The sequence below is a fragment of the Dactylosporangium sp. NPDC051485 genome (genome assembly GCF_040682015.1).
Lineage (GTDB): Bacteria > Actinomycetota > Actinomycetes > Mycobacteriales > Micromonosporaceae > Dactylosporangium.
Genome location: NZ_JBFAZW010000084.1, coordinates 1 through 23220 on the forward strand (window position 1 = coordinate 1; position 23220 = coordinate 23220).

Annotated in this window: 21 protein-coding genes; 10 read left to right on the top strand and 11 right to left on the bottom strand. The window is 74.3% G+C overall.

All coding sequences use genetic code 11. From position 1 onward, the window contains the following. Nucleotides 1-215: 215 nt before the first annotated feature. From AB0M46_RS36365 to AB0M46_RS36385, 5 genes are all read left to right on the top strand, one after another. Nucleotides 216-1514: a fibronectin type III domain-containing protein gene (locus tag AB0M46_RS36365; protein ID WP_363343741.1), complete on the top strand. Its 1299-nt coding sequence runs from the start codon at nt 216-218 to the stop codon at nt 1512-1514. 141 nt (nt 1515-1655) lie between these two features. After that, nucleotides 1656-4253, top strand: coding sequence for a fibronectin type III domain-containing protein (locus AB0M46_RS36370; RefSeq protein WP_363343743.1), 2598 nt, complete (start codon nt 1656-1658; stop codon nt 4251-4253). A 78-nt stretch (nt 4254-4331) separates the two neighbouring features. Further along, nucleotides 4332-5258 carry a MoxR family ATPase gene (locus AB0M46_RS36375; protein WP_363343819.1) on the top strand — a complete coding sequence of 309 codons (927 nt, stop codon included), beginning with the start codon at nt 4332-4334 and terminating at the stop codon, nt 5256-5258. A gap of 4 nt (nt 5259-5262) precedes the next feature. Beyond that, nucleotides 5263-6363 (top strand): DUF58 domain-containing protein, encoded by a 1101-nt coding sequence (locus tag AB0M46_RS36380; RefSeq protein WP_363343745.1) that lies wholly within the window; start codon nt 5263-5265, stop codon nt 6361-6363. Then, the gene (locus AB0M46_RS36385; protein ID WP_363343747.1) at nt 6357-8594 is read left to right on the top strand and encodes a transglutaminaseTgpA domain-containing protein; all 2238 of its coding nucleotides are present in this window, start codon (nt 6357-6359) and stop codon (nt 8592-8594) included. The genes AB0M46_RS36380 and AB0M46_RS36385 overlap by 7 nt, the downstream gene beginning before the upstream one ends. A 6-nt stretch (nt 8595-8600) precedes the next feature. Here AB0M46_RS36385 and AB0M46_RS36390 read toward each other — a convergent pair whose 3' ends face one another. From AB0M46_RS36390 to AB0M46_RS36400, 3 genes are read right to left on the bottom strand one after another with little or no spacing between them, the layout of a single operon-like run. After that, entirely contained in the window at nt 8601-9239 is a 639-nt protein-coding gene (locus tag AB0M46_RS36390; protein ID WP_363343749.1) for a nucleoside/nucleotide kinase family protein, read from the bottom strand. Then, on the bottom strand, nt 9236-10021 hold the full coding sequence (locus AB0M46_RS36395; RefSeq protein WP_363343751.1) for an SDR family oxidoreductase: 786 nt from the start codon (nt 10019-10021) through the stop codon (nt 9236-9238). Before AB0M46_RS36395 ends, AB0M46_RS36390 begins: the two co-directional genes overlap by 4 nt. Further along, nucleotides 10018-10986 carry an LLM class F420-dependent oxidoreductase gene (locus AB0M46_RS36400; RefSeq protein WP_363343821.1) on the bottom strand — a complete coding sequence of 323 codons (969 nt, stop codon included), beginning with the start codon at nt 10984-10986 and terminating at the stop codon, nt 10018-10020. The genes AB0M46_RS36395 and AB0M46_RS36400 overlap by 4 nt, the downstream gene beginning before the upstream one ends. 152 nt (nt 10987-11138) lie before the next feature. On the opposite strand from AB0M46_RS36400, the gene AB0M46_RS36405 reads away from it, so the two are divergent. Continuing rightward, a complete protein-coding gene (locus AB0M46_RS36405; RefSeq protein ID WP_350615367.1) occupies nt 11139-11345 on the top strand; it encodes a hypothetical protein in 207 nt (68 codons plus the stop codon). A gap of 51 nt (nt 11346-11396) precedes the next feature. On the opposite strand, the gene pth2 is transcribed toward AB0M46_RS36405, so the two are convergent. The 4 genes from pth2 to AB0M46_RS36425 all read right to left on the bottom strand — a co-directional run bounded on the left by pth2 (nt 11397) and on the right by AB0M46_RS36425 (nt 13822). After that, nucleotides 11397-11756: a peptidyl-tRNA hydrolase Pth2 gene (pth2, locus tag AB0M46_RS36410; protein ID WP_363343753.1), complete on the bottom strand. Its 360-nt coding sequence runs from the start codon at nt 11754-11756 to the stop codon at nt 11397-11399. A gap of 16 nt (nt 11757-11772) precedes the next feature. After that, nucleotides 11773-12582: a metal-dependent hydrolase gene (locus tag AB0M46_RS36415; RefSeq protein ID WP_363343755.1), complete on the bottom strand. Its 810-nt coding sequence runs from the start codon at nt 12580-12582 to the stop codon at nt 11773-11775. Nucleotides 12583-12636: 54 nt separating this feature from the next. Further along, nucleotides 12637-13275 carry an SDR family NAD(P)-dependent oxidoreductase gene (locus AB0M46_RS36420; protein WP_363343757.1) on the bottom strand — a complete coding sequence of 213 codons (639 nt, stop codon included), beginning with the start codon at nt 13273-13275 and terminating at the stop codon, nt 12637-12639. Nucleotides 13276-13339: 64 nt separating this feature from the next. Further along, nucleotides 13340-13822, bottom strand: a complete 483-nt coding sequence (locus AB0M46_RS36425; protein ID WP_363343759.1) for a DUF1707 domain-containing protein — start codon at nt 13820-13822, stop codon at nt 13340-13342. Between the two features lie 189 nt (nt 13823-14011). On the opposite strand from AB0M46_RS36425, the gene AB0M46_RS36430 reads away from it, so the two are divergent. The 4 genes from AB0M46_RS36430 to AB0M46_RS36445 all read left to right on the top strand — a co-directional run bounded on the left by AB0M46_RS36430 (nt 14012) and on the right by AB0M46_RS36445 (nt 18212). Beyond that, nucleotides 14012-15400 carry a sensor histidine kinase gene (locus AB0M46_RS36430; RefSeq protein ID WP_363343761.1) on the top strand — a complete coding sequence of 463 codons (1389 nt, stop codon included), beginning with the start codon at nt 14012-14014 and terminating at the stop codon, nt 15398-15400. After that, the gene (locus tag AB0M46_RS36435; protein WP_363343763.1) at nt 15397-16062 is read left to right on the top strand and encodes a response regulator transcription factor; all 666 of its coding nucleotides are present in this window, start codon (nt 15397-15399) and stop codon (nt 16060-16062) included. The genes AB0M46_RS36430 and AB0M46_RS36435 overlap by 4 nt, the downstream gene beginning before the upstream one ends. A gap of 260 nt (nt 16063-16322) precedes the next feature. Continuing rightward, the gene (locus AB0M46_RS36440; RefSeq protein ID WP_363343765.1) at nt 16323-16922 is read left to right on the top strand and encodes a hypothetical protein; all 600 of its coding nucleotides are present in this window, start codon (nt 16323-16325) and stop codon (nt 16920-16922) included. Nucleotides 16923-17084: 162 nt separating this feature from the next. Beyond that, entirely contained in the window at nt 17085-18212 is a 1128-nt protein-coding gene (locus AB0M46_RS36445) for an FAD-binding oxidoreductase (RefSeq protein WP_363343767.1), read from the top strand. A gap of 28 nt (nt 18213-18240) precedes the next feature. Here the strand turns inward: AB0M46_RS36445 and AB0M46_RS36450 are convergent, their stop codons facing one another. From AB0M46_RS36450 to AB0M46_RS36465, 4 genes are all read right to left on the bottom strand, one after another. Further along, nucleotides 18241-20478: a S8 family serine peptidase gene (locus AB0M46_RS36450; RefSeq protein WP_363343769.1), complete on the bottom strand. Its 2238-nt coding sequence runs from the start codon at nt 20476-20478 to the stop codon at nt 18241-18243. 52 nt (nt 20479-20530) lie between these two features. Next, a complete protein-coding gene (locus AB0M46_RS36455; protein WP_363343771.1) occupies nt 20531-21166 on the bottom strand; it encodes an SRPBCC family protein in 636 nt (211 codons plus the stop codon). 127 nt (nt 21167-21293) lie between these two features. After that, nucleotides 21294-22841 carry a multicopper oxidase domain-containing protein gene (locus AB0M46_RS36460; protein WP_363343773.1) on the bottom strand — a complete coding sequence of 516 codons (1548 nt, stop codon included), beginning with the start codon at nt 22839-22841 and terminating at the stop codon, nt 21294-21296. Continuing rightward, the gene (locus AB0M46_RS36465) at nt 22834-23202 is read right to left on the bottom strand and encodes a hypothetical protein (protein WP_363343775.1); all 369 of its coding nucleotides are present in this window, start codon (nt 23200-23202) and stop codon (nt 22834-22836) included. The genes AB0M46_RS36460 and AB0M46_RS36465 overlap by 8 nt, the downstream gene beginning before the upstream one ends. Nucleotides 23203-23220: the final 18 nt, after the last annotated feature.

A 23220-nucleotide genomic window follows, 5' to 3' on the forward strand; every position in this document is an offset into this window, starting at 1 on the left:
GCCAAACCCTCGGCTGGGACACCCCAGCCGAACGCCTCGCCCAGTTCCTCACCACCAACTGAAACGCCGTGTTGCAACGACCCCTGGAAACCACCCTCTCTCGCCATCGGACAAGTATCGATCGCGGAAGCGAACAGCGGCCACCGCGCGGGCAACCGATGGGATCCGTGCCCCACCGGGTGGCGGCGGGCGGCGGGACAGGGCACAGTATCCGCGTGTCTTCGTCCGCCCAGTTGGCCAACGCCGTGCAGGGCGCCCGGGCGATCGCCGCGCACGGCGATCAGCGGGGCGCGCTGGCACTGCTCGACCAGGCGCTCGACGCGGCGGCGGCGACGCTCGGGTCCGACGACCCGGACGTGCTGGCCGCGACCGGGCAGCTCGCGCGGTACCACGTCGAGCTGGGCGAGCTGGCCGACGCGCGCCGGGTGCTGGAGGAGGGGCTGGCCGCCGGGTACCACCGGCTGGGCGACGGGCACGCGGTCATGCTCGGGCTGTCCTACGAGCTGGCCCGCATCGCCGACGAGCTGGGCAACGTGTTCGAGGCCAAGCGGCGCTACGGGCAGCTGGCCAAGCTCGGTCCGGCCGCGCTCGGCGAGGGGCATCCGAGCGTGCGGGCCGCCCGGCAGTACCTCGGCCTGCCCGAGCCGGAGGGCATAGCCCACGTCCCGGCGCCCCCGCCGCCGACCTTCGACCCGGTGAGCCCGCCGCCGTCGCACCAAGCGCTGCCGCCGTCGCACGTCGCACCAGCACCCCAAGCGCCGCCACCGTCGCACGCGCCGACGCCCCAGGCACCGCCCGCCGAGCAGCGGCCGATCTACCGGCCGGAGCCACGGGACGAGGACGACCAGCCGACGATGTCCCTGCAGGACATCCAGGCGGCCCCGGAGGCACCGGAGGACGACTACCAGCCCGCGCCGTGGCAGCGGGCCGCGCCCGGCGTGCTGCAGCGGGCCGACTACGAGCCGCTCTCCGGCCCGAACTGGCAGGTCGCGCCCGCGCCCAGCTCGGCGACCGCGCCACCGCTGCCGGTCGGCGAGGCCCCGAAGCGCCGCTCGTCGCCGATGATCGCGATCCTCGTCATCGTGATCGTGGCGGTGCTCGGCGGCGGGATCGCGGCCGGCATCGCGTTCTTCGCGGCGAGCAACGGCAACGACGTCGCCGACCCGCCGGCCACGCAGGCGCCGCCGGCCGGCTCGGCCACGCCGACCCCGGCGCCGTCGGCCGGGTCGCCCGGGTCGCCCGGCAACCCGCGCGCGCCGGGGAGCCTCGGGCTGAAGGACAACTCGACGAGCGTCACGCTCACCTGGAAGGACCCGTCGGATGGGAACGCCCCGTTCGTCGTGGCCGGCGGCAGTCAGGGCGTGATGCGGCAGTTGCAGGGGCTGCCGGCGGGCACCACGAAGTACACCATCAGCGGCCTGAACCCGAAGCTCGAGTACTGCTTCACCGTGGCCGCCGTCTACGGCACCCAGGACGTACAGCTCTCAGATCTCGTCTGCACCAAGCGAAAGTAACCTGCCTGAACCGAGCGTAAGTAACTTGCCTGCACCAAGCGTAAGTAACACGTAGCCGAGAGCACGCCCGGGTATCCCGCACCCATCGACGGGAATATGATGGGCGCCGGTTTCGCCGGAGGGGGCCGGGATGGTGAGGAAATGCGTCTGAACCTGCGCTCACGCAAGAGCGGCGGGGTGGTAACGCTCGCCACCGTCGTGGCACTGCTCGCGGTGCTCGGCCTGACGTTGTTCGGCACCGGCGCGGCCAACCACGCGGTGGCGAGCTTCGACGTCAGCGCCTGGATGTGGAGCGCCGACAAGGGCGAGATGGCCCGGGTCAACGGCGTCACCGGCAAGGTCGACACGCGCACGAAGATCACCGATACGCAGGGGCACACGATGCAGGTGACCCAGAGCGACCGGTTCGTCATCCTGCGGGACCTCAGCACCGGCAAGATCAGCGTGCTCGACCTGTCCAGCCTGAGCCTCGGCGCCACCACGCAGACCACGCCCGGGCTGGGCGTGACCGTGGCCGTGCACGACGACACGGCGTTCGTGGTCGACACCGTGCAGGGGCAGGTCCGCCAGCTCGACCCGGCCACCCTGCTGCCGGTCGGCGAGACGCTGAGCTTCCCGCCGGGCATCTCCGGCGGTGCGTTCGACGACAGCGGCAAGCTCTGGCTGCTGGTGCCGTCCGAGGGCACCGTCGTGGCCATCGAGCCGGCCCCCGCCAAGAAGCCCTCCCCGGGCGGCCAGCCCAGCCAAGGGGGCCAGGGCGGCGGGTTCACCGGCGACCCGGTCAAGGTCAGGACGGTGGGCGTCGCCGACCCCAGCCACGACTTGGCGCTGTCCATCCTGGACTCCGGGGTGGCCGTGCTGGACAAGACCGCCACCACGCTGACCACCCTGCGCGGCGACAACGTGAAGAAGGTGCCGCTGAAGCTCGGGGGCGAGGGCGCGATGCCCGGCCGCACGGTCGGCGCCGACGTGCCGGTCACCGTGGTCGACGGCGCGCACGTCTACGTGGTCGCCAACGACAAGGTGACCGACTTCGCGGTGCCGGGCGACAGCCCGAAGCTGCAGCCGTGCGTGGCCTGGTCCGGCCGGCTCTACTGCGCCGACGACGCCACCGGCACCGTCTACGTGCTCGACGGGCAGGGCAAGGCGCTCGAGCCGATCCGCATCCAGGCCGGCGGCAAGCCGCTGGAGCTCGAGGTCCGCGAGGACCGCATGTTCATCAACGCGCCCGGCGGCTCCACGGCCCGGGTCGTGGACAGCAAGAACCACGTGATGACCGTGGACAAGTACGCCAACGACGTCCTCGGCGGCGACGCGCCGCCCGCCCCGCCGCCCCCGCCGCCGGCCAAGCCGCCGGTCGGGCCGCCCGGCGCGCCGGGCCGGGTCACCGCGGTGGCCGGCGACGGGGTGGCCCGGGTGACCTGGACGGCCGCCCCGCCCAACGGCGCCACGGTGACGAAGTACGTGGTCGAGGGCGACGGGCAGCCGCCGCACGAGGTCGGCGGGAGCCTGCGCGCCCTGGACATCGCGGGACTGACCAACGGGCAGACGTACAAGTTCACGGTCTACGCGGTCAACGCCAAGGGCAACGGGCCGAAGAAGGCGGCCAACCCCGTGGTGCCGACCCGCGAGGTGCCCGACGCGCCGGCCAGCGTGGCCGCGACCGCCAACCCGGACGGCACCGTCGCGGTGTCCTGGCCGGCGGCCAACGGGCAGGGCCACAAGATCGCCAAGTACGTGGTGACGACCGTGTCGTCGGCCGAGGCGAAGACGTACGAGACGGCCGGCCCGGCGCTCAGCGTCCCGGCCGGGGAGCTGCCGTACGGCACCCAGGTCGCCTTCAAGGTGGCCGCCATCAACGACATCGGGGCCAGCTCCGCCCAGTCGCCGCTGAGCCCGTCCGTGGTGCCGTTCAACAAGCCCACGGCGCCCGGCTCGTTCACCGTCAAGGCGGTGGCCACCAAGCGCGGCACGGTGGTGGCGGCCTGGAAGGCGCCGCAGGACAACGGGGCGCCGATCACCGGCTACGAGGCCACGGTCAACGGCACCAAGACGAACGTCGACACCGCGCTGAGCCACGAGTTCGGCGGGTTCAACGACGCCGAGCACGTCACCGTGCAGGTCCGGGCGATCAACAAGGCCGGGATGGGTCCGGCCGCGTCCGGGGCCGCCGACACGCTCGCGGCGCCGAAGATGACCGTCGACGACGGGGCCGACACCGCCACCCTCAACTCGATCACCGCCCACTTCACCGCCACCGACGGCGGCGGCGCGCCGGCCACCTGCCGGCTCGACGTGGCCGGGGTCGGCGGGACGCAGGGCACCTGCTCGGGCTCGCTGACGATGAACGGGCTGTGGCCCAACACGGCGTACACCTACACGGTCTCGATCACCAACGCGGCCGGCATGACGGCCAGCGGCAACGGGTCGATCAGCACGCCGGTGTACAAGGGCACGGTCGTCTGCACCGTCGCGAGCTACTGCGGCCGGGGCGCGAAGAACGGCGGCATCTGGGTGTACAAGACCCCGTCGCAGAACGGCACCTCGGTCGGCGACACGTTCGACGGGGAGAGCTGGGTCGCCATCTGCCAGACCGACACCGGCACGTCGATCAACGCGGCGCCGTACGGCGGCAAGCAGAGCACCCAGTGGATCAAGATCGAGTTCAAGGGCGAGAACTACATCCCCTACGCCTGGTTCAATCTCCCCAGCGGCACGGGGCCGCTGAAGCCATGCTGATGGAGCACCGTGATCGCGCCTGAACTGACCACCGTCTCCGGTCCACCGAGCCACGAGGAGGTCGGCGCGGCCGCCGAGCTGATCGGCCGGCTCGCGCACAACGTCGAGACGATCGTGCTCGGCAAGCCGCACGTGGTCCGGCTGACCTTGACCGCCCTGCTGGCCGAGGGGCACGTCCTGCTCGAGGACGTGCCCGGGGTCGGCAAGACCACCCTCGCGCGGGCCATGGCGGCCAGCGTGCAGGGCCAGTGGCGGCGCATCCAGTTCACGCCCGACCTGCTGCCCTCCGACGTCACCGGGGTGACCATCTTCAACCAGGCGACCCGCGGCTTCGAGTTCCACCCGGGGCCGGTGTTCGCCAACATCGTCATCGCGGACGAGATCAACCGGGCCTCGCCGAAGACGCAGTCGGCGCTGCTGGAGGTCATGGAGGAGCGCACGGTCACCGTCGACGGCGTGCGGCACGGGGTGCCGCGGCCGTTCCTGGTGGTGGCGACGCAGAACCCGATCGAGATGGACGGGACGTACCGGCTGCCGGAGGCACAGCTGGACCGGTTCATCATGAAGCTCGCCGTCGGGTACCCCGCCGAGGCGGTCGAGATCGAGGTGCTGCGCGGCGCCGTCTCGCGGTCCCCGGAGTCGCTGGAGCCGGTCACCGACACGCAGGCGGTGGCGCAGCTGGTGAAGCTGGCCCGGCGGGCGCACATCGCCGACCCGCTGCTGGGGTACGCCGTGAAGCTCGCCAACGCCACCCGCTCGCACCCGCAGGTCCGCATCGGGGTGAGCCCCCGCGGCGTCATCGCGCTGACCCGGGCGGCCAGCGCCTTCGCGCTCACCGACGGCCGCGGCTACGTGGTGCCCGAGGACATCAAGACCCTCGCCGAGCCCGTCTTCGCGCACCGGCTCGTGCTCTCGCCCGACGCGCAGGTGCGCGGGGTGGCGCCGGGCGACGTCGTGCGCCAGGTGCTTGAGGCGGTCCCCGTGCCGTCCCCGGCCGCGGCCTGAGCGGATGCGTCCCACCTCCCGCGGAGTGGGCCTCGGGGCCGCCGCCGTGGCGCTGCTCGGCGTCGGGCTCGTCTTCGGCTACCCGCATCTCGTCGTGCTCGGCACCGCCGCGGTGGCCGCCCTGGTCTTCGCGGCCGGCTACGTCTGGTGGCGCCCCCGGCTGACCGTCGAGCGCGGCGTGGAGCCGGACCGGGTCATGCGCGGCGAGTCGAGCACGGTGACGCTGCGGGTCGGCAACGCCAGCCGGCTGCGCGGGGCCACGCTGGTCGCGCACGACCGGTGCGGGCCGGTGTCGATCCCGGTGCCGCTGCTGCGGCTCAAGGCGGGCGGCGAGACGACGGCGCAGTACCAGGTGCCGACCGCCCGCCGCGGCGTGGTGGCGATCGGGCCGCTGCGCGTGGTGCGCCGCGACCCGCTCGGCCTGCTCTTCCTCGCCCGCGGCTACGGCGGGACGGCGCAGGTGTGGGTGTACCCGCGGGTGCACCGCCTCGACGCGGTGCCGACCGGCGTCCAGCGCTCCCTGGACGGCCGCGACGACAAGGTGCCGCACGGCACGATCACGTTCGACACGCTGCGGGAGTACGTCGTCGGCGACGAGCTGCGCCGGGTGCACTGGCGCACGTCGGCCAAGGTGGGCGAGCTCATGGTGCGCGAGCAGCTGGACACCAGCCTTCCCCGCCTGGTCGTACTGCTGGACGACCGCCGGGCCTCGTACCCGGATCCCGAACTGTTCGAGGCGGCCTGCGAGGCGGCGGCGTCCCTGGTCATGGCGGCGTTTCGCGAGGAGCTGCCGATCGCCCTGCGCCTGCTCTCGGGCGCGCACGCGGCGGGCCGCTCGACGCGGGACTATCTGGACATCCTGGCCGAATCCGAGTTATCCGAACAATCGCAGCCGATACAGCTTCTGCGCGGCCTCGGCGACACGCTGATCTACCTCACCGGCGACCCCGACCTCAGCCACGTCAGCCCGCTGAAGTCCGCCTACCCCACGCTGGTGGCGGCCGTGTTCGGGGAGACCAGGCCAGCGCTCGAGCGGGTCGTCGTGCTCGCCGCCCGCACCGGCGAGGAGTTCGCCGCCGCCTGGGACGGGGTCCAGGCATGGTGAGGCGCCTGCTCGTCCCCGCCAGCCTGTTCGCCATGCTGGTCCTGGCCGGCCTGGCCCTGGCCCCCATCTACAACGGCACCCTGCTGCCGCTGCTCACCACCTGCGCCGCGGCCGGCTCCGTGCTCCTCAGCGTCGCCGTGCGCCGCCTGCCCGGCCACACCGCCGCCCCGGCGTCGGTGCTCGGCCTGGTCGTCATGGTCTTCGCCGCCGTCGCCGTCTCCGCGCGGGCCGGCCAGGTCGCCGGCGCCGTCCCCGACGTGGCCCGCGAGGCGCTGCGCAACAGCATCCCGCGCCTGCTGACCGCGCTCATCCCGATCGAGCCGCAGCCGGACACGGTACTGCTGCCCGTCATCGCCACCTGGCTCGCCGGGCTGGCGGCGGCGGAGGTCGGGGTGCGGTACCACCGCGTCCTGCTCTCCTATGCCCCGCCCACGGCGCTGCTGGGCGGCGCGCTCTACCTCGTCGGCCCGGACACCACCGCGGCCCGGGCCACCACCTGGATCCCGCTGGCCTACGCGGCGTTCGCGGTCCTCGGCCTCATCGCCGGCTCCCGCCCCGACTTCGCCGGCGACGAGCTGAGCACCCCGCAGCGGCGCACCCTGGGCCTGCGGGTCGGCGCCGGCGCGGCGGCCGGCCTGGCCGTCATCGTGCTGCTCTCCCAGCTGCTCGGCCCGGCCGTGGCCGGCCAGGGCCGCGACACCCCGGTCGACCCGCGCGCCTACGTCACTCCGCCACAGCTGGACGCCCTGGACGAGAACCCCCTCGTCCGGCTGTCCGGCTGGAACCTCAACAAGGACCAGCACCTCTTCGACGCCGTCGTCCAGCCCGGCCCGGGGGCCGAGACCGAGCCGCTGATCCGGCTGGCGGTGCTCAGCGACTACGACGGCATCACGTGGCGGATCGGCTCGGTGTACCGCAACGCCGGCCGCGTCCTGGGCCGCCCCGACGGCGACGGCCCCGAGGTCACCCAGGCCATCACCATCGACGAGCTCGACGGCCGCCTGCTGCCCGGCATCGCCACCCCGCAGCGGGTCGAGGGCGTGCGGGTCGCCTACGACGCCGGCACCGGGACCATCGCGCTCAACGACAAGCTGCGCCGGGGCCTGACGTACACCGTCACCTCCCGCCAGCAGCCCCGCCCCGACGACCAGGCCCTCTTCGTCGCCGACGTCCCCGAGCCGCAGGAGGCCGCGCGCTTCCTCGCGCTGCCCGGCAAGGTCCCCGACTCGATCGCCCAGCTCTCGGCCCATCTCAACGAGGGCGTCTCCAACCCCTACCAGCGCGCCTTCGCCGTCCAGCAGTGGCTGGAGGAGCACTACAAGCTGGTCGCCGACGCCCCGAGCGGCCACGCCTACCCCAACGTCGAGCACTTCCTCTTCGGCCCGAAGCAGCTCGGCGGGCAGAAGGGCACGTCGGAGCAGTTCACCGCGGCGTTCGCGGTGCTGGCCCGGCTGGCCGGCCTGCCGACCCGGGTGGCCGTGGGCTTCCAGACCCACAAGGGCGACAAGGCGGTCCGCGGCGCCGACGCCCTGGCCTGGCCGGAGGTGCTGTTCAAGGGCTTCGGCTGGGTCGCCTTCGACCCGCTGCCCAAGTCCGACACGGTCCAGCGCCCGGTCGAGAACGACTTCCGCCCGAAGCCGCCGGCCTCCCAGCCCCCGCCGCCGTCGGTCCCGCCCCCGTCGGACGTGGCCAGCGCCGCCGCCTCCCGCTCCCCCGCACCGCCGGCCGCGGCCGCCCCCGGTTCCGGGGGCAACCCGGCGCTGGTCGCCGCCTCGGCCGCCGCGGGCGCGTTCCTGCTCGTGGCCGGTTTCTTCGCGGCGGTACCGGTCGTGCTCGCCCGGCGCCGCCGGCGCCGCCTCACCGAGGGACCCCCGTCCGTGCGCATCGACGCGGCGTGGCGCGAGGTGCTGCTCGGCCTGCGCCAGGCCGGCCGCCCGGCCCCGCCCCACCTGAGCGCGGCCGAGGTCGCGCACTACGCGGCGACGGCGGCCGAGCCGCGGGCCCACGCCGGCCCCCGCGCCGTCCGCCCGCCCGCCCCGCCGGTCGACGACCTGGCCGGCCTGGTCAACGAGGTCGCCTTCGCCGGCCAGGCCGCCCGCCTCGACGAACCGCAGGCCTCGCGGGCCACGGCCCAGGCGACGGCGTACCTGACCGACCTGAAGGCCCGCCGCCCCTGGTGGCGCCGCCTGCTGTGGACCTTCGACCCCCGCCCCCTGCGCTGGCGCAAGTAGTTCTGTTCAGCGGGTCAGGATGAGGTCCGCGCGGTTGCGGGTGGCCGCGATCACCGAGGCGTTGGCCTCGTCGCTGCGCAAGACCCAGTCCTGCGCCTCCGGCAGGTCGAGGCCCTTCGCGAGCTGGCGGCGCACCAGCGACTCCTGGCGCACGTTGTCGGGGGCGTCGAGGTACAGGACCAGGTCGAGCAGGTCGCGCACCGACGCCCACGGGCCGTGCTCCAGCAGCAGGTAGTTGCCCTCGACCACGACGACCCGCACCGAGGACGGCACCGGGATGGCGCCGCCGATCGACTCGTGCAGGGTGCGGCTGTAGGCGGGGGCGTAGACGAGGTCCTCGCCGGCCCGCAGGCGGCGCAGCAGGTGCACGAAGCCGGCCGAGTCGAAGGTCTCCGGCGCACCCTTGCGGTCGGTCAGGCCGAGCCGCTCCAGCTCCACGTTGGACAGGTGGAAGCCGTCCATGGGGACGGCCACACTGGACAGTCCGATGTGGACATCCGGGAGGGCCTGGGCGAGCGCTGAGGACAGGGTGGACTTGCCGGCCGCGGGCGGGCCGCAGATGCCCACCACCACCCGGCCCTGGCGGCCGCGGGCGAACGGCGCGACCACGTCCAGGGCGGCCTGGAGCACGTCCGGCTGCCTCATGACAGCGCGTCGCGCAGGTCGCGCAGGCCGGCGAGCCAGCGGTCGGTGTCGGTGGCGCGGTGCAGGTAGTACCGCGCCACCTCCGGGTGCGGCAGGATCAGGAACCGCTCGGCGTCGAGGCCGGCCACGACGCTCTCGGCCACGTCGTCGGCGGACAGCACGGCGCCGCCGGCCGCGGTCACCCTGGCGCCGATGTGGCCGGCCTCGAGGCCCTCCCGCAGCATCGGGGTGTCCACGCCCTGCGGGCACAGCGCGCTGACCTTGATGCCGCGGCTGCCGTACGTGATGGACAGCCACTCGGCGAAGGACACCGCGGCGTGCTTCGTCACCGAGTAGGGGGCGTCGCCGACGGCGGTGAGCAGGCCCGCCGCCGAGCAGGTGTGCAGGAGGTACCCCTCCCCGCGTTCCAGCATCGAGGGCAGCACGGCCCGGGCGGAGTACACGTGGGACAGCACGTTGACGGCCCAGGTGCGGGCCCACGCCTCGTCGCTCGCCTCCAGGCCGGCACCGCTGGTGATGCCGGCGTTGGCGCAGAACAGGTCGACGCGGTCGTGCCGCTCGAGGGTCTCCCCGACCAGCTCGGCCACCTGCTCCTCGCTGGTCACGTCGACCTCGACGCCGACGGCCTCGCCGGGCAGGCTCGCGGCCAGCGCGGCGGCGGCGTCGCCGTCGAGGTCGCCCAGCACGAGCGCGGCGGCCTTGCCGGCGAACCGGCGGGCCATCGCCGCCCCGATGCCGCCGGCGGCGCCGGTGATGACGACGACCTTGCCGTCCACGTTCACGATCCGGCTCCCAGTCTGCGCAGGGTGTCCAGCAGCGCGGGCGCGCCGCCGGCGGTGAGCTCGCGGGTCGGCAGCAGCGCGATCACCGGGGTGGTGACGCCGGCCTCGGCGTAGCGGCGCACGTGCTCGCGGCACCGCGCGGCCGGGCCGTGCACGATGAGGGCGTCGACCACCTCGTCGGGGATCGCCGCGAGGGCGCCCTTGCGGTCCCCGGCCGCCCACGCGTCCCACATCGGCCGCAGCGCCTCGCCGCGGCCCAGCCAGCGGTGGAATGCCGCGTAGGCGGGCACGGTCAGGTAGGCCGCGATGAGCCGGCGCCCGGTCGCGCGGGCCTCCTCGGCGTCGGCGGTGGGGCAGACGAAGATCCGGGCGGCCACCTCGAAGCCCTCGGGCGCGGCCGCCAGCTCGGCCCGCGCGCGCGCCACGTCCTGCACCGACAGCCAGTTGAGGATCGCGCCGTCGGCCTCGGCCGCCGCCAGGCGCAGCATGCGGGCCCGCAGACCCGCCAGAAACAGCTTCGGCGGTACCGCGGGAGCCCGCTCCAACCGGAACCGCCGCACCGCGAACGTGTCGAAGGACCCGTCGACGAGCTCGCCGGCGAGCGCCGCGCGCAGGAAGCGCAGGACGTCGCGGCTGCGCTCGTAGGGCCGCTCGAACGGCACCGCGTTCCAGTCGCCGACCACGACCGGCGAGGAGGCGCCGATGCCGAGGGTGAACCGGCCCGGCGCGGCCTCGGCGAGGGTCGCCGCCTGCATCGCCAGCAGGGCTGGCCCGCGCGTGAACACGGGGACGATCGCGGTGCCCAGCCGCAGGGCGGGCGACCAGGCGGAGGCCAGCGCCAGCGGGGTGAACGCGTCGGTCCCGGCGACCTCCGAGGTCCACACGTCGGTGTACCCGAGGTCGGCGAGGGTAGCCAGTAGCGCCGCGTGGTCGGGCAGCGGCACCCCCGGCAGAGGGATCGTCAGCCCCCATTGGCCGTTCATCAGCCGATCATCTCCGCGAAACGGCGGATGTGGCAAGCGCAACGGCCGCTCGTCCGGGCGCCCCTGGCGTCGCCGCCGGTAGCGCCGCAACGTAGCCTGGCGCCGATCTGCCACAAGGAGAAAGGACCGTACCCATGCTGGGTCTCGAGAAGAAGCTCATGAAGGAATGGGAAGGCAAGAGCGCGCAGGAGCTCGCCGACGCCCCCGTCACCGCGATCGCCGGTGTGAGCGAGGGTGACGCCGAGAAGCTGCAGGCCGCCTTCAACATCAAGACCGTGCGGGACCTGGGCACCAACAAGTACTTCCGCTGGGCACAGGGTATCGTCGCGCTCGCCGACTGATCACGGGCCACGGCGGCCGCCCACCGTTTCGGGGGGCGGCCGTTGGGTCTGTCAGAGAAGCGACAGCGAGCCCGTCACCGGGTGCAGGTCGGCGCCGCGGGCCGGGCCGATCGCGCAGCAGGTGGCGGTGCCGGCGGCGACCTGGGTGCGGCCCGCGTCGTGCACGACCTCGACCGGCAGCCCGGCCTCCTCGGCCGCCGCCACGACCAGGCCCAGCGTGTCCTCGTCGGGCACCTTCAGGACCACCTTCGGCTGCCCCGCCCGCCACCAGTCAGCGAAGGCGGGCGAGCGCACGCTGGCCATGGCCGCCGCGACCGCGGCGTGCGCGGCCTGCGCGGCGATCTTGCCCTTGCCCATGCCGAGGTCGGTCCGCATCACGATGACGAGCCGGGTCTCGGCACTCGCAGTCACGACTGGATCGTAGACGTTACAGCTGGATGTTGAACCGATCCATCAGCACGGGAGCCAGCAACACGGCCCCGGCGAAGATCGCCACCGTGGCGAAGACCGTGCGCAGCAGGACGGTCTCGGTCTTGTTCCCGGCGGTGAGCGCCACCGAGTCCGGCAGGCCGAAGCAGCGCCACATCCGCCGCCCGGTCGGGATCGGCCAGAGGATCGGCGAGCCGTGCCGGGTGATCATGTCGCCCAGCAGGTGGACCAGGCCGCCGACGCCGACCGCCACGCCGAGCAGCGGGTAGCCGCGGTCACCGGGCAGCCGCTCGTACACGCCGAAGGCCGCGGCGGCCGCGGCCAGGGTGACGACGAGCCAGCCGGCCCGCTGGGCCCACTTCTCGAACAGCCCGCGCAGCGCCAGGGCGAAGGAGAAGAACAGCACGCCCATGACCGCCCACTTGCCGTAGGCGTTGCACAGGGCCAGGGTGCCGTAGCCGACGCCGACGTTGAAGATGATGGTGTGGGTCAGCGTGCGGTGGCCGTTGTGCCGCGGCGGGTCGTGCTTCATCCTGGTGATCTTGTAGACGCCGAGCGAGAACTTCTCGACGCACTCGGCCAGGAACAGCGAGAACACGCCGAACGTGTGGGCCACCATCGCCCCGCCCTGCCCGCGCGTGACCCGGCCCGAGAGGTCCAGGTCGGGCACCAGGGCGCCGCCGGCGCAGATCGCGGTGCCGACGGCCAGCTGCAGGGGGGTCTGGTGGAAGTGCGCGAGCTGTTCCAGCGCGAGTGAACCGGTCAACCAGACCGCCGCCCCGGAAAGAGCGTGCGAAGAGCCCATCATGCCTGGTGACTATCCCAGGTGGACGATCATTCGTACATAGGACCTACCGCCGCATCAATGTGCCGCGACATCGAGCGTCGTTGCCGTCATGCTCGCCGCGGCGTCCGAGGCCAGGTAGAGGGCGGCGAAGGCGGCGGCGTCGACGGTGGACTCGCGCGGTGTCCAAGACACGACATTGGCCCGCACCCCGGCCCCGGCGACCAGCCGGGCGTAGTGCTGGGTGAGCGCGGTCACGCCCCCGCCGACCGCGTTGGTGGCCGGGTCGGCCCCGCTCGGCGCGAGGGTCACCACCGCGCCGCCGCCCGCCTCGGCCATGTGCGGCACGAACGCCTGCAACGCCTGGAAGGTCGCCGTCAGTCCACTGTCGACGGTCTGCTGCCAGCCGCCGGCGCTGCGCCCCGGGCAGGGCAGCACGAACAGCAGGTCGGGCGCGCCGAGCTCGGTGAGCACGCTGACCCGCACCGCGTCCATGGCGGCCGCGCCGGTGCCCTCGGCGACGATGCCGACCGCCTCGGCCCCGCCCCAGCGCAGCTCGTCGACCAGGTCGGCCAGCTCGGCCTCGTCCGGGCCGATGACGGCGATGCGGGCGCCGCGCTCGGCGAGCATCCGGCACACCGCCGCGGGCATTGCGTCGGGCCCGCCCAGCACCACGGCGACCCGGTCCTTCAGCTCGAACAACGACGATCCCAGCATGCCCAGCCTTCTCCCCGGGTCGGCGGGGCCGCCGCGCCCAGGCGGCGGCCCCGGTCGGTGTGTGTCAGCGGCCCCAGCCCTGGCGGTCGGACGCGGCCCCCCACGGTCCGCGCCCCCAGCCGTGATGGCCGCGGCCCCAGCGCGGGTGACCGCCGTAGGCCCGCCAGCGGGCGTGCCGGGCCAGCCCGATCACCATGAAGAAGAGCGGGATCGCCGGCCAGAAGAAGTGCGCCCCCGACAGCACCCACAGCACCGTGAGCACCGTCGCGAGGACCGCGACGAAGCCCGTGTGCCCCCACAGGTGGCGGCGGGAGTCCCGGGCGAACTGTTCCTTGGCCTCCGGCGTCTCGTACAGCCCGCGCCGGCCCCCCTCGGGCAGGTCGGCGGTCAGCGGCGGCAGCTCGTCGCGGAACTTCGCGGCGTAGACCCCGCTGAGCCGTTCCTCCCCCTCCTCGAGCGTGAGCCGGCCCTCGGTCATGCCGGCCCGCACCATGTTGGCGTACTGTTCGCGCTCGCTGTCCGAGGCGCGTACCCGTTCGCCGGCCATGTTCTCGGCCCCCTTCCGTCGATGGACTCCAGCGTGCCCGGCACAGCGCTCCCGCGCGTCGCACCGGCGTCGGCTCGTGCCGTACCGCGGCAGACGCAGCCGGACGGGTGCCGTACTCCCGCGGGAGTACGCGCCGCCGCGCCCGGGAGGCGATGCCGCCCGTCGCGCCGCTGCACTACCGTTTGTGGCGTGGGGAGAGCGCCGTGGGCCAGCCAGCGGCGCGCCGCGCGCCTCGCGCGCAAGGTCCAGTGGTTCGAGCGCAGAGCGGCGTGGGCCAGCGAGCAGCGCGCCGCGCGCCTCGCGCGCAAGGTCCAGCGGTTCGAGCACGCAGCGCCGTGGGCCAGTGAGCGGCGCGCCGCGCGCCTCGAGCGCAAGTTCCAGCGCTTCGAGCGGCGCGGCCCCGGGCGCTGGCCCGGGCCGCACCCGCTGGGGCTGGCCATCTTCATCGCGCTGCTGCAGGTGTTCGGCACCCGCGCGGCCGCCTACGGCAGCACCGGCCACGAGCTGGACCAGACCGGCTACCTGCTGCTCGTCGCCGGCCCGGCCGCCCTGATCCTGCGCAACAGGGCGCCCCTGATCACGCTGGCCGGGGCGCTGGCCGCCACGGTCGCCTACTTCGCCCAGCTGTACCCCAACGGACCGGGGTTTCTCGCCGCCATCATCGCCGTCTACGGCGCCCTGTCGGCGGGCTACCGCTGGCTGACCTGGATCGCCGTCGTCGCCGCCTACACGACGTTCGTCGTGCTCGTGCTGCCGCACGCGTCCGTCGCGCGCCTGGTCGCCATCGGGGTGTGGTGCATCATCATCGCGTTCTTCGGCGAGGCGGCGCGGGTGCGCGGGGCGCGGTACAGCCAGATGGCCCGCGACCGGGCCCACCAGGAGGCGCTCGCCCGGGCCGAGGAGGAGAAGGCCCGCAAGGAGCAGCAGCGCCGCCAGGCCAGCGACGAGCGGCTGCTCATCGCCCGGGAGCTGCACGACGTCATCGGCCACCACCTGTCGCTCATCAACGTGCAGGCCGGGGTCGGGCTGCACCTCATGGACGAGCAGCCGGAGCAGGCCCGGGTGGCGCTCACCGCGATCAAGCACGCCAGCGCCGAGGCGCTGCGCGAGACCCGGGCGGTGCTGGCCGGGCTCAACCCCGGGGAGGCGGCGCCGCGCACCCCCGCGCCGGGCCTGGCCGACCTGGAGCGGCTGGCCGGCGAGGCGCGGGGCGCGGGCCTGCCCGTCACGCTCGACACCGTCGGCGCCGCCCGGGCGCTGCCGCCGCAGGTGGACCGGGCGGCGTACCGCATCGTCCAGGAGGCGCTGACCAACGTCCGCCGGCACGCCGGCCCCGGCGCCACCGCCACGGTCGTCGTCGGCTACGGCCCGGCCGAGCTCACCCTGGTCGTCACCGACGACGGCACGGGCCCGCCCGCGGACCGGCCGGAGGAGCCGCGGGCCGAGGCCGGCAACGGCATCGCGGGCATGCGCCACCGCGCCGCGACGTTCGGCGGCACCGTCGAGGCCGGCCCGCGCGAGGGCGGCGGCTTCGAGGTCCGCGCCATCATCCCGCTGCGTGAGGAAGACAAGCCGTGATCAAGGTGCTGCTGGCCGACGACCAGGCGCTCGTGCGGGCCGGCTTCAAGGCCCTGCTCGACGCCCAGTCCGACATCGAGGTCGTCGGGGAGGCGGCCGACGGGGCGGAGGCGGTCCGGGTGGCCGTCCAGTCCCGCCCCGACGTGGTGCTCATGGACATCCGCATGCCGGTCCTCGACGGCCTGGAGGCGACCCGCCGCATCGCCGCCGACAACCGCCTGGCCGACGTGCGCATCGTCATCCTGACCACGTTCGACCTGGACGAGTACGTCTTCGAGGCGCTGCGGGTCGGCGCCAGCGGCTTCCTGGTCAAGGACACCGAGCCGGTCGACCTGCTGCGGGGCGTGCGCGCGGTCGCGGCCGGCGACGCGCTGCTGTCGCCCGGCGTGACCCGCCGCCTCATCGAGGAGTTCGCGAGCCGCTCCCGCGCCCCGCTCTCCCCGATGTCCCTGGACACCCTGACCGACCGCGAGCGCGAGGTGATGGCCCTGGTCGGCGCGGGCCTGTCGAACGAGGACATCGCGGCCAAGCTCTACGTCAGCCCGGCCACCGCCAAGACCCACGTCAGCCGAGCCATGATCAAGCTCGGTGCCCGCGACCGCGCCCAGCTCGTCGTCTTCGCCTACGAGGCCGGCCTGGTCCGCCCGGGCTGGCTCGGCTGATCGACGAGTCGTCGCGGCGTCCGGCACGGTTCGGCCGGCCTGACGTCCTCGGCGCGGCCGTATTGCGCCGCACCGGAGCAAACCGGCGCCATCCCCTCGGCGCGGCCACATCCCCGCCGCACTGAGCAACCCGCGCCATCTCCTCGGCGCGGCCGCGTCCCGCCGCGCCCCGGAGCAACCGGCGCTGGCGGCGCCACTGGGAGGGCCTGTTCGGCCCGGCGTGAGGCGGTTCGGGCGGCGGCGGATGACAGCATTGTGGGGTGACCAATGCGACGCGACGTTCCTTGCACGGGCTGGCCGAGCTGGTGCTGGCCGGGCCGCAGCATCGGGCCAGTGGGACCATCCGGCTGCGGGTGACCCAGGACGGCTTCGCCACCGTGGCCGGGCCGGACCTGCGGGTGAACGCCGACGCACTGTTCGCCGGCGGGCGGCGGGTGCCGCTGGCCGGGCGGACCCTGCGGGAGCTGGCGGACGAGGCCGGGGTCGGGATCGGGGCGCCGGAGGGGATCTACGCGGACGGGTCGGGGGCGGGGCCGGACGACCGGGTCGTGCTCGACGGGGCCGGGGAGATCCTGGGCGCGTTCGCGGCCGGCGACGCGGCGCTGCGGACGCTGGGCGGGGAGGCGGCGCCGGTGCTGTGGCCCGAGCACTTCGACGTCGGGGTCTCGCTCGACGAGGTGAACTACGGGGTGTCCGCGGGGGACACGGCGATCGACGAGCCGTACGCCTATATCGGGCCCTGGACGCCCCGCACCGGGGACTTCTGGAACATGTCCTTCGGCGCCGGCCGGCCCGTCCGCGAGGTGCCGGACATCGCGGCCTTCTTCGCCGAGGGGCGCCGCCTGGCCGCGCAGGGCTGAGGCCGCGCAGGGCAGGATCGCCGGGGTTCGATGACCCGGGACCCGTGGTACGCCGATCGGCGGTGGCAGGGTCACCCGTGCCCCCGAGGAGATCGCGGACGAGGCAGGATTGATCGCGTGGGACTTGACCGCGTTGCCGGAACTGACCTCGTTCATGATCGCGTGACGGTGTGGGACGACCTGCTGACGGCGCACGAGCGGGCCGCGCTGGCGCCCGGGCGGCCGGAGGACCTGGACCGCACTCCCGACGTGCTGGTCGTCGGGGGCGGCGCGATCGGGCTGGCGGCGGCCGCGTTCTGCCGGCGGCGCGGCTTCGAGCGCGTCGTGCTGATCGAGCGCGCGCCGCGGCTCGTGCCGGGGCCTTCCTCCGGCAACGGCGGCTCGGTCGCACCGGACATGCACCTGCTGACCGACACGCCGCAGTTCGTGGCGTTCGGTCGCCGGAGCCGGCAGCTGTACCTCGACCTCGACGCCGAGTGGGACGGCGCGATCGGGCTGCGCCGGACCCGCTGGCTCGACATCCGCGCGGAGGTCCCGCGGCAGCTGCCGGCCCCGCTGCGCGCCCTGACCGAGGACGAGGTGCGCGACCTGGAGCCGGACGTGCGGCTGCCCGACGGCGCGTCGGCCGTGCTCGCCGAGGGGCAGCTCGCGGTGCACCCCGCAAGGCTGGCGGCGGCGCTGGCCGGCCGGGCCGGGCAGGTGGCCACCGGGGTCGGGCTGCTCGGCGTGTCGATGCGCGGCGACCGGGTCGCGGTCGCACACACCACGGCCGGCGACTTCGCGCCCGGGGCGCTGGTCGTGGCCACCGGGCTGGTACCGCGGCCCTGGCACACCGGCGTGGTGCAGCGCTGGGTCAAGGGGCACATGCTCGCAGTCGCCCCCGGGCCGTGGCGCCTGGGCAGCGTGCTGGCCGGGCCCTACGGCGGCGGCACCCCGCTGCCGGGCGGCGGCGTGGTCTGCGGCGGCACGTTCGACGACGACGCCGGCCCCGAGGTGCGGCCGGAGGTCGCCGACCCGATGGCGAAGGCCCTGGCGACGCTGCTGCCGGGGGCCGCGGAGGCGCCGATCAGCCACCGCTGGTGCTGCTTCCGGCCCTGGATCGAGGGCCGCCAGCCCGTGGTGGACCGGCTGCCGGGCCTGGACAACGCCTGGTTCGCCGGCGGGCACTTCACCACCGGGATCATGATGGCGCCGGCGACCGGGGCGGCCGTGGCCGAGTGGATCGCGACCGGCTCGACGCCGTCCGAGGTGGAGGGGTTCACCCTGCCCGTGACCGAACCCTGCCCGTGACCGAACCCTGCCCGTTCAGCGGGGCGGGTCACGGCGTCAGGTCGATGTAGGGCGACCAGCCGCCCGCGTAGTACTTGTAGTAGCTGTGGCCGTCCTGGGCCAGCGTGTAGGCCTCAGTGCTGCCGAAGCGCGGGTTGTAGAGCACGGACGGCGCGCCGGTGTTGGCCCCGCCCAGGTTGTTCCAGCCGGACCAGCCCCCGAGGTAGTAGACGTACTGCAGTTCCGCGCCCGGCGTGTGGACGTACACCTCCGTCGTGCCCGACGAACGGTTGACGACCGCCGACGGGTCCGTGTCCAGGCTGCCGCCGAGGCCGATCCAGTCCGACCATCCGCCGAGGTAGTAGCGGTAGGCGAGCGTGTTGCCGGCGGTGCGCAGGTAGACCTCGGTCGTGCCGTACTTCGGGTTGTAGAGCACCGACGGGGTGCCCCGCACGTCCCCGCCGAGGCCGATCCAGTCCGCCCAGCCGCCGAGGTAGTAGCGGTAGGCCAGGCCCGCGGCGGTGCGCGCGTAGGCCTCGGTGGTGCCGAAGCGCGGGTTGTAGAGCACGCCCGGGTCGCCGGTCAGCGCGCCGCCGAGGTCGATCCAGTCCGACCAGCCGTTGCTGAAGTAGCGGTACGCGAGGGTGCCGGCGGCGGTGCGGGTGTAGACCTCGGTGGTGCCGAAGCGCGGGTTGTAGATGACCGCCGGGTTGCCGGCCGCGGCGCCGCCGAGGTCGATCCAGTCCGACCAGCCGCTGGAGTAGTAGCGGTACGCGATGTGGTTGTTCGACAGCCGCGCGTACGCCTCCGTGGTGCCGAAGCGCGGGTTGTAGAGCACCGCCGGGTCGCCGGCCACCGCGCCGCCGAGGTCGGTCCACGACGACCAGGCGCCGGACCAGTAGGCGTAGACGAGGTGGTCGGTGCCGGTGGCCCGGGCGTAGACCTCGGTGGTGCCGAAGCGGGGGTTGAACAGGCTCTGCGGCCGGCCCGCCGGGCGCGGCGGGTCGGACTGGCGCACGAAGAGCAACCGGTTCGGCGAGGTGGCGGCCGCGTACGCCGGATAGGACGACATGTTCAGCGCCCCGACGGTCGAGCTCTGCACCAGCGCGTTGCGGACCTGCTCGGCGCTGTAGTCCTGGTGCGCCTCGAGGATCAGCGCGGCCGCCCCGGTGACGTGCGGCGCGGCCATCGACGTGCCGTCAAGCGTCTTGGTGGCGCCGCCGATCCAGTCCGAGGTGATGCCCTCCCCCGGCGCATACAGGTCTACGCACGGGCCGTAGTCCGACCAGCGCACGGGGTGGTCGTCGATGGTGGAGGCGCCCACGACGAGCGCCTCGGCGACGTCGCCGGGCGAGTTGGTGCAGGCGTCGAGGGGGTTGTCGTCGGCGTCGCCGTTGCCGGCCGCCACCGACCAGGTCAGGCCGGAGGCGATGGAGCGGCGCAGGGCGGCGTCGAGAATGACGGAGGTGTCGTCGGAGCCGAGGCTCATGTTGACCACGGCGGGGCGGCGGGCGTTGGCGGTCACCCAGTCGATGCCGGCCACGACCTCGGCCAGGAAGCCGTTGCCACTGCAGTCCAGCACCCGCACGGCGACCAGCGAGACGCCCTTGGCCACGCCGTAGGTGGCACCGCCGATGGTGCCGGCCACGTGGGTGCCGTGCCCGTCGCAGTCGTTGGCGTTGGCCGGGTCGTTGCTGTTGGCGCTGTTGGCCGGGTTGTCGTAGGGGTTGGTGACCCGGTCGACGAAGTTGTGCCCGTAGCGCGCCCGGCCGCCGAAGTCGCTGTGCGTGATCGCGATGCCGGAGTCGACGACGTACGCCGTGACGTGCGAGGCGGTGTTCGGGTAGGTGTAGCTGGCGTCGCGGGTGTTGGCGTGGCTGTCGATGCGGTCCAGGCCCCACGCCGGGCCGGCCTGGCTGGCCGTCGCGCGCAACCGGGTGTTGCGCTCGACCCGGGCCACGCCGGACGCGGCCGCCAGCTGCCGGGCCTGGGCGTCGGTGAGGTTGTCGACGGCGAAGCCGCGGACCGTGGCGCTGTACTGCTCGCGGACGTCGCCGCCGTACTGCCGGGACAGCTCGCGCGCCGCGTCGCTCACCGCCGCCTGGGCCTGCGCCGCGCTCTGCGCCCCGGGCGGCTCCTCGAGCAGCACCACGTAGCCGCCGGACTCCTGCGCCCCGGCCGCGCCGAACACGACGCCTTCGGGCGGCGCGGCGTTCGCCGGGCCGGGACCAAGCGCGGCCAGCGACGCGAGGGCCAGGACCTTGCCGATGCGGACCATCTTCGCCATCACCCTCGGATATAGGACGACTACTCAGGGTCACCCTATCGGGGTGGGCCGGTCAGCGGCGCTTGATCCACCAGATGAGGCCCAGCACCACGGCGAAGCTAGCGGCGGCGGTCACCACGTACGGCACGGCCCGGCGCACCGCGAACCCCACCCCGCTGATCGCGAGCAGATCGATCGGCTCGGCATCGGGCTGCACGGCGGCGATCGGCTCGGAAGACCTGACCGGAACAACCGGAGCCTCCTCGGCAGCCGCGAGCTTCGCCGCCAGGCAGTCCGCGAACTGGCCGATCAGGCGGCCGCTCACCTCGCCGATCAGGCCCCGGCCGAACTGGGCGGCCTTGCCGGTGATGTCGAGATCGGTGCTGACGCTCACCCGGGTGGCGTCGCCCTCGGCGGCCAGCGTCGCGGTCACGGTGGCCCGGGCCGTGCCACCGCCGCGGCTGTCCGCCCCGGACGCGGCGATGACCACCCGGCGGCCCTCCTCGTCGCGCTCGACGAAGCGGCCGGAGCCCTTGAACATCAGGCTCACCGGGCCCAGCTTCACCTTCACGGTGCCGGTGAACTCGTCGCCGTCGACGGAGCTCAGCGTGGCCCCCGGCATGCACGGCGCGATCGTCTCGATGTCCAGCAGCACCGCCCAGGCCCGCTGCACGGAGACGGGCACGGTGAAGGCGTTCTCCAGTTGCACGGCCGTACCTCCAGCGCTCGGCGACCGGTCCGACTCGACCGTAGCCCCCGAGGGCGACACCGCGCAGCGCGGCGCCGCATGTCGCCACGACGGACGCGGTCCTGCGGTGCCGGTTGGCCCGCGTGGCTCAGGTGATCTCGAGGTTGGCCATCATGCCCATGTCCTCGTGCTCGGCGTTGTGACAGTGGAAGAGGTACCTCCCGCGGTACCCCTCGAAGCGGGTGATGATCTCCACCGCCTCGCCCGGGCGCAGCGCGACGGTGTCCTTGAGCCCCGCGTCGTGCGCCAGCGGCGGCCCGCCCCGCCGCGACAGCACCCGGAAGCCGACCAGGTGCAGGTGCACGGGGTGGTGGACGTCGGCGACCAGCCGCCACACCTCGACATCGCCGAGGGCGGCGGTGACGTCGGCGCGCGCCGGGTCGAAGGGGCGCCCGCCGATCAGCCAGCCGTGCCCGCCGCCCATCCGCCCGGCGCGGAACGCGAGGTCGCGCACCCGGACGGCGTCGCGGCGGCGCCAGGCGGGCAGGTCGGTGCAGAGCACCGGCGGGATGCGGCTGTCGTCGGGCGCGCGACGGGCGACGCGGAACGCCATGACGTCGCGGGTCCGGCCCTCGCCGATCCGGTTGCGCAGCCGCACGCGGGCGCCGGCCGGGACCGCCGAGAAGTCGATGACGACGTCGTAGCGCTCGGCGGGCGCGATCGGCAGGCTCCCGTGCACGACCGGCGCGGCGAGCAGGCCCTGGTCGGCGCCGACCTGCACGAGATCGAGCCGCCGCCCGTCGTCGGTGCGCGCCTCGAGCTCGTAGTGGCGGGCGTTGGACGCGTTGAGGACCCGCAGCCGGTACCGGGCCGCGTCCACCTCGTGCACCGGCCAGGGGGCGCCGTTGACCAGGATGACGTCGCCCTGCACGCCGGCGAGGTAGGCCGGCCGCACGCCCGGGCGCTCCTGCAGCGTCGGGTCGAGCGCGGGATAGGCGAGGCTCCCATCGGCGGCGAACGCCCGGTCGGCGAGCACGATCGGCACCTCGCGCGGGCCGGACGGCAGGCCGAGGTTCTCCTCGGCGTCGTCGCGCACGACGTGCAGGCCGGCCAGGCCCCGCCAGATCGCCGGGCCGGTGAAGTCCATGCGGTGGTCGTGGTACCACAGCAGGGCCGGCCGCTGCTCCAGCGGGAACGTGTAGTCCCGCGTCAGGTGGCTCACCACGGCCCGCGGGTCGCCCCCCATGTGCATGCCGGCATGGTGGCCGCCCGCCGGCAGGACCAGGTCGGTCGGGTAGCCGTCCGAGGCCGCCGGGGTCCGGCCGCCGTGCAGGTGCACGACGGTCGGGACGGGCAACTCGTTGCGGTGCGTGACGGTGATCGGGCGGCCCCGCCTCGACTCGATCGTCGGGCCGGGGAAGGTGCCCTCATAGGTCCACATCGGCGTGCGCACGCCCGGCAGGATCTCCACGACCGTTTCGCGTTGGGTGACGGTGTACCTCCCGTCGCCGGCCGGTCGCAGCACCGGCGGGATCGGCAGCGGCGTGCGGTAGGGCTCCGGCAGCGCCACCGCGCTGCGCAGCTGGGCGCCGGTGACCGCGGGACGGCGGGCCAGCGCGGCCGAGACCGACAGGCCCGCGGCCGCCACCAGCCCGAGGCCCAGCACTCGCCGCCGGGTCAGGTCGTGCTCAGCCAACGCTCGTCCCCTCCCCCGTCCGCCAGACGAGCAAGAACTGCACCACGACGCCGGCGACGGTCAGCACGCCCAGCGGGATGTGCAGCCACAGCGCGCCGTCCAGGCCGGCGAAGTACTGCACCGTCTCGGCCGTCACCAGGCCGGCCGTGGGCGGGAAGAGCCCGGGCCGGCGGGTGCGGGCCCAGGCCACCGCCGCCACGATCAACTGCACGTAGCCGATCGAGGTGACCACGTCGGCGCCGGTCGCGTGCCAGCGCAGGGCGTCGAAGTCGCCGCTGAGGTACACCCCGGCGAACACCGGCTGGGCGGCGATCGCCACCAGGTGCGCGCTGACGACGGCGCGCAGGACCCATCCCGGCATCCTCAGGACCCGATCGTC

What these genes read in the sequence shown, in the direction of transcription:
- AB0M46_RS36370 (WP_363343743.1), top strand. Translation starts at nt 1,656, where the DNA reads ATGCGTCTGAACCTGCGCTCACGCAAGAGCGGCGGGGTGGTAACGCTC.
- AB0M46_RS36380 (WP_363343745.1), top strand. Translation starts at nt 5,263, where the DNA reads ATGCGTCCCACCTCCCGCGGAGTGGGCCTCGGGGCCGCCGCCGTGGCG.
- AB0M46_RS36385 (WP_363343747.1), top strand. Translation starts at nt 6,357, where the DNA reads ATGGTGAGGCGCCTGCTCGTCCCCGCCAGCCTGTTCGCCATGCTGGTC.
- AB0M46_RS36390 (WP_363343749.1), bottom strand. Translation starts at nt 9,239, where the DNA reads ATGAGGCAGCCGGACGTGCTCCAGGCCGCCCTGGACGTGGTCGCGCCG.
- AB0M46_RS36405 (WP_350615367.1), top strand. Translation starts at nt 11,139, where the DNA reads ATGCTGGGTCTCGAGAAGAAGCTCATGAAGGAATGGGAAGGCAAGAGC.
- AB0M46_RS36415 (WP_363343755.1), bottom strand. Translation starts at nt 12,582, where the DNA reads ATGATGGGCTCTTCGCACGCTCTTTCCGGGGCGGCGGTCTGGTTGACC.
- AB0M46_RS36420 (WP_363343757.1), bottom strand. Translation starts at nt 13,275, where the DNA reads ATGCTGGGATCGTCGTTGTTCGAGCTGAAGGACCGGGTCGCCGTGGTG.
- AB0M46_RS36425 (WP_363343759.1), bottom strand. Translation starts at nt 13,822, where the DNA reads ATGGCCGGCGAACGGGTACGCGCCTCGGACAGCGAGCGCGAACAGTAC.
- AB0M46_RS36450 (WP_363343769.1), bottom strand. Translation starts at nt 20,478, where the DNA reads ATGGCGAAGATGGTCCGCATCGGCAAGGTCCTGGCCCTCGCGTCGCTG.
- AB0M46_RS36465 (WP_363343775.1), bottom strand. Translation starts at nt 23,202, where the DNA reads ATGCCGGGATGGGTCCTGCGCGCCGTCGTCAGCGCGCACCTGGTGGCG.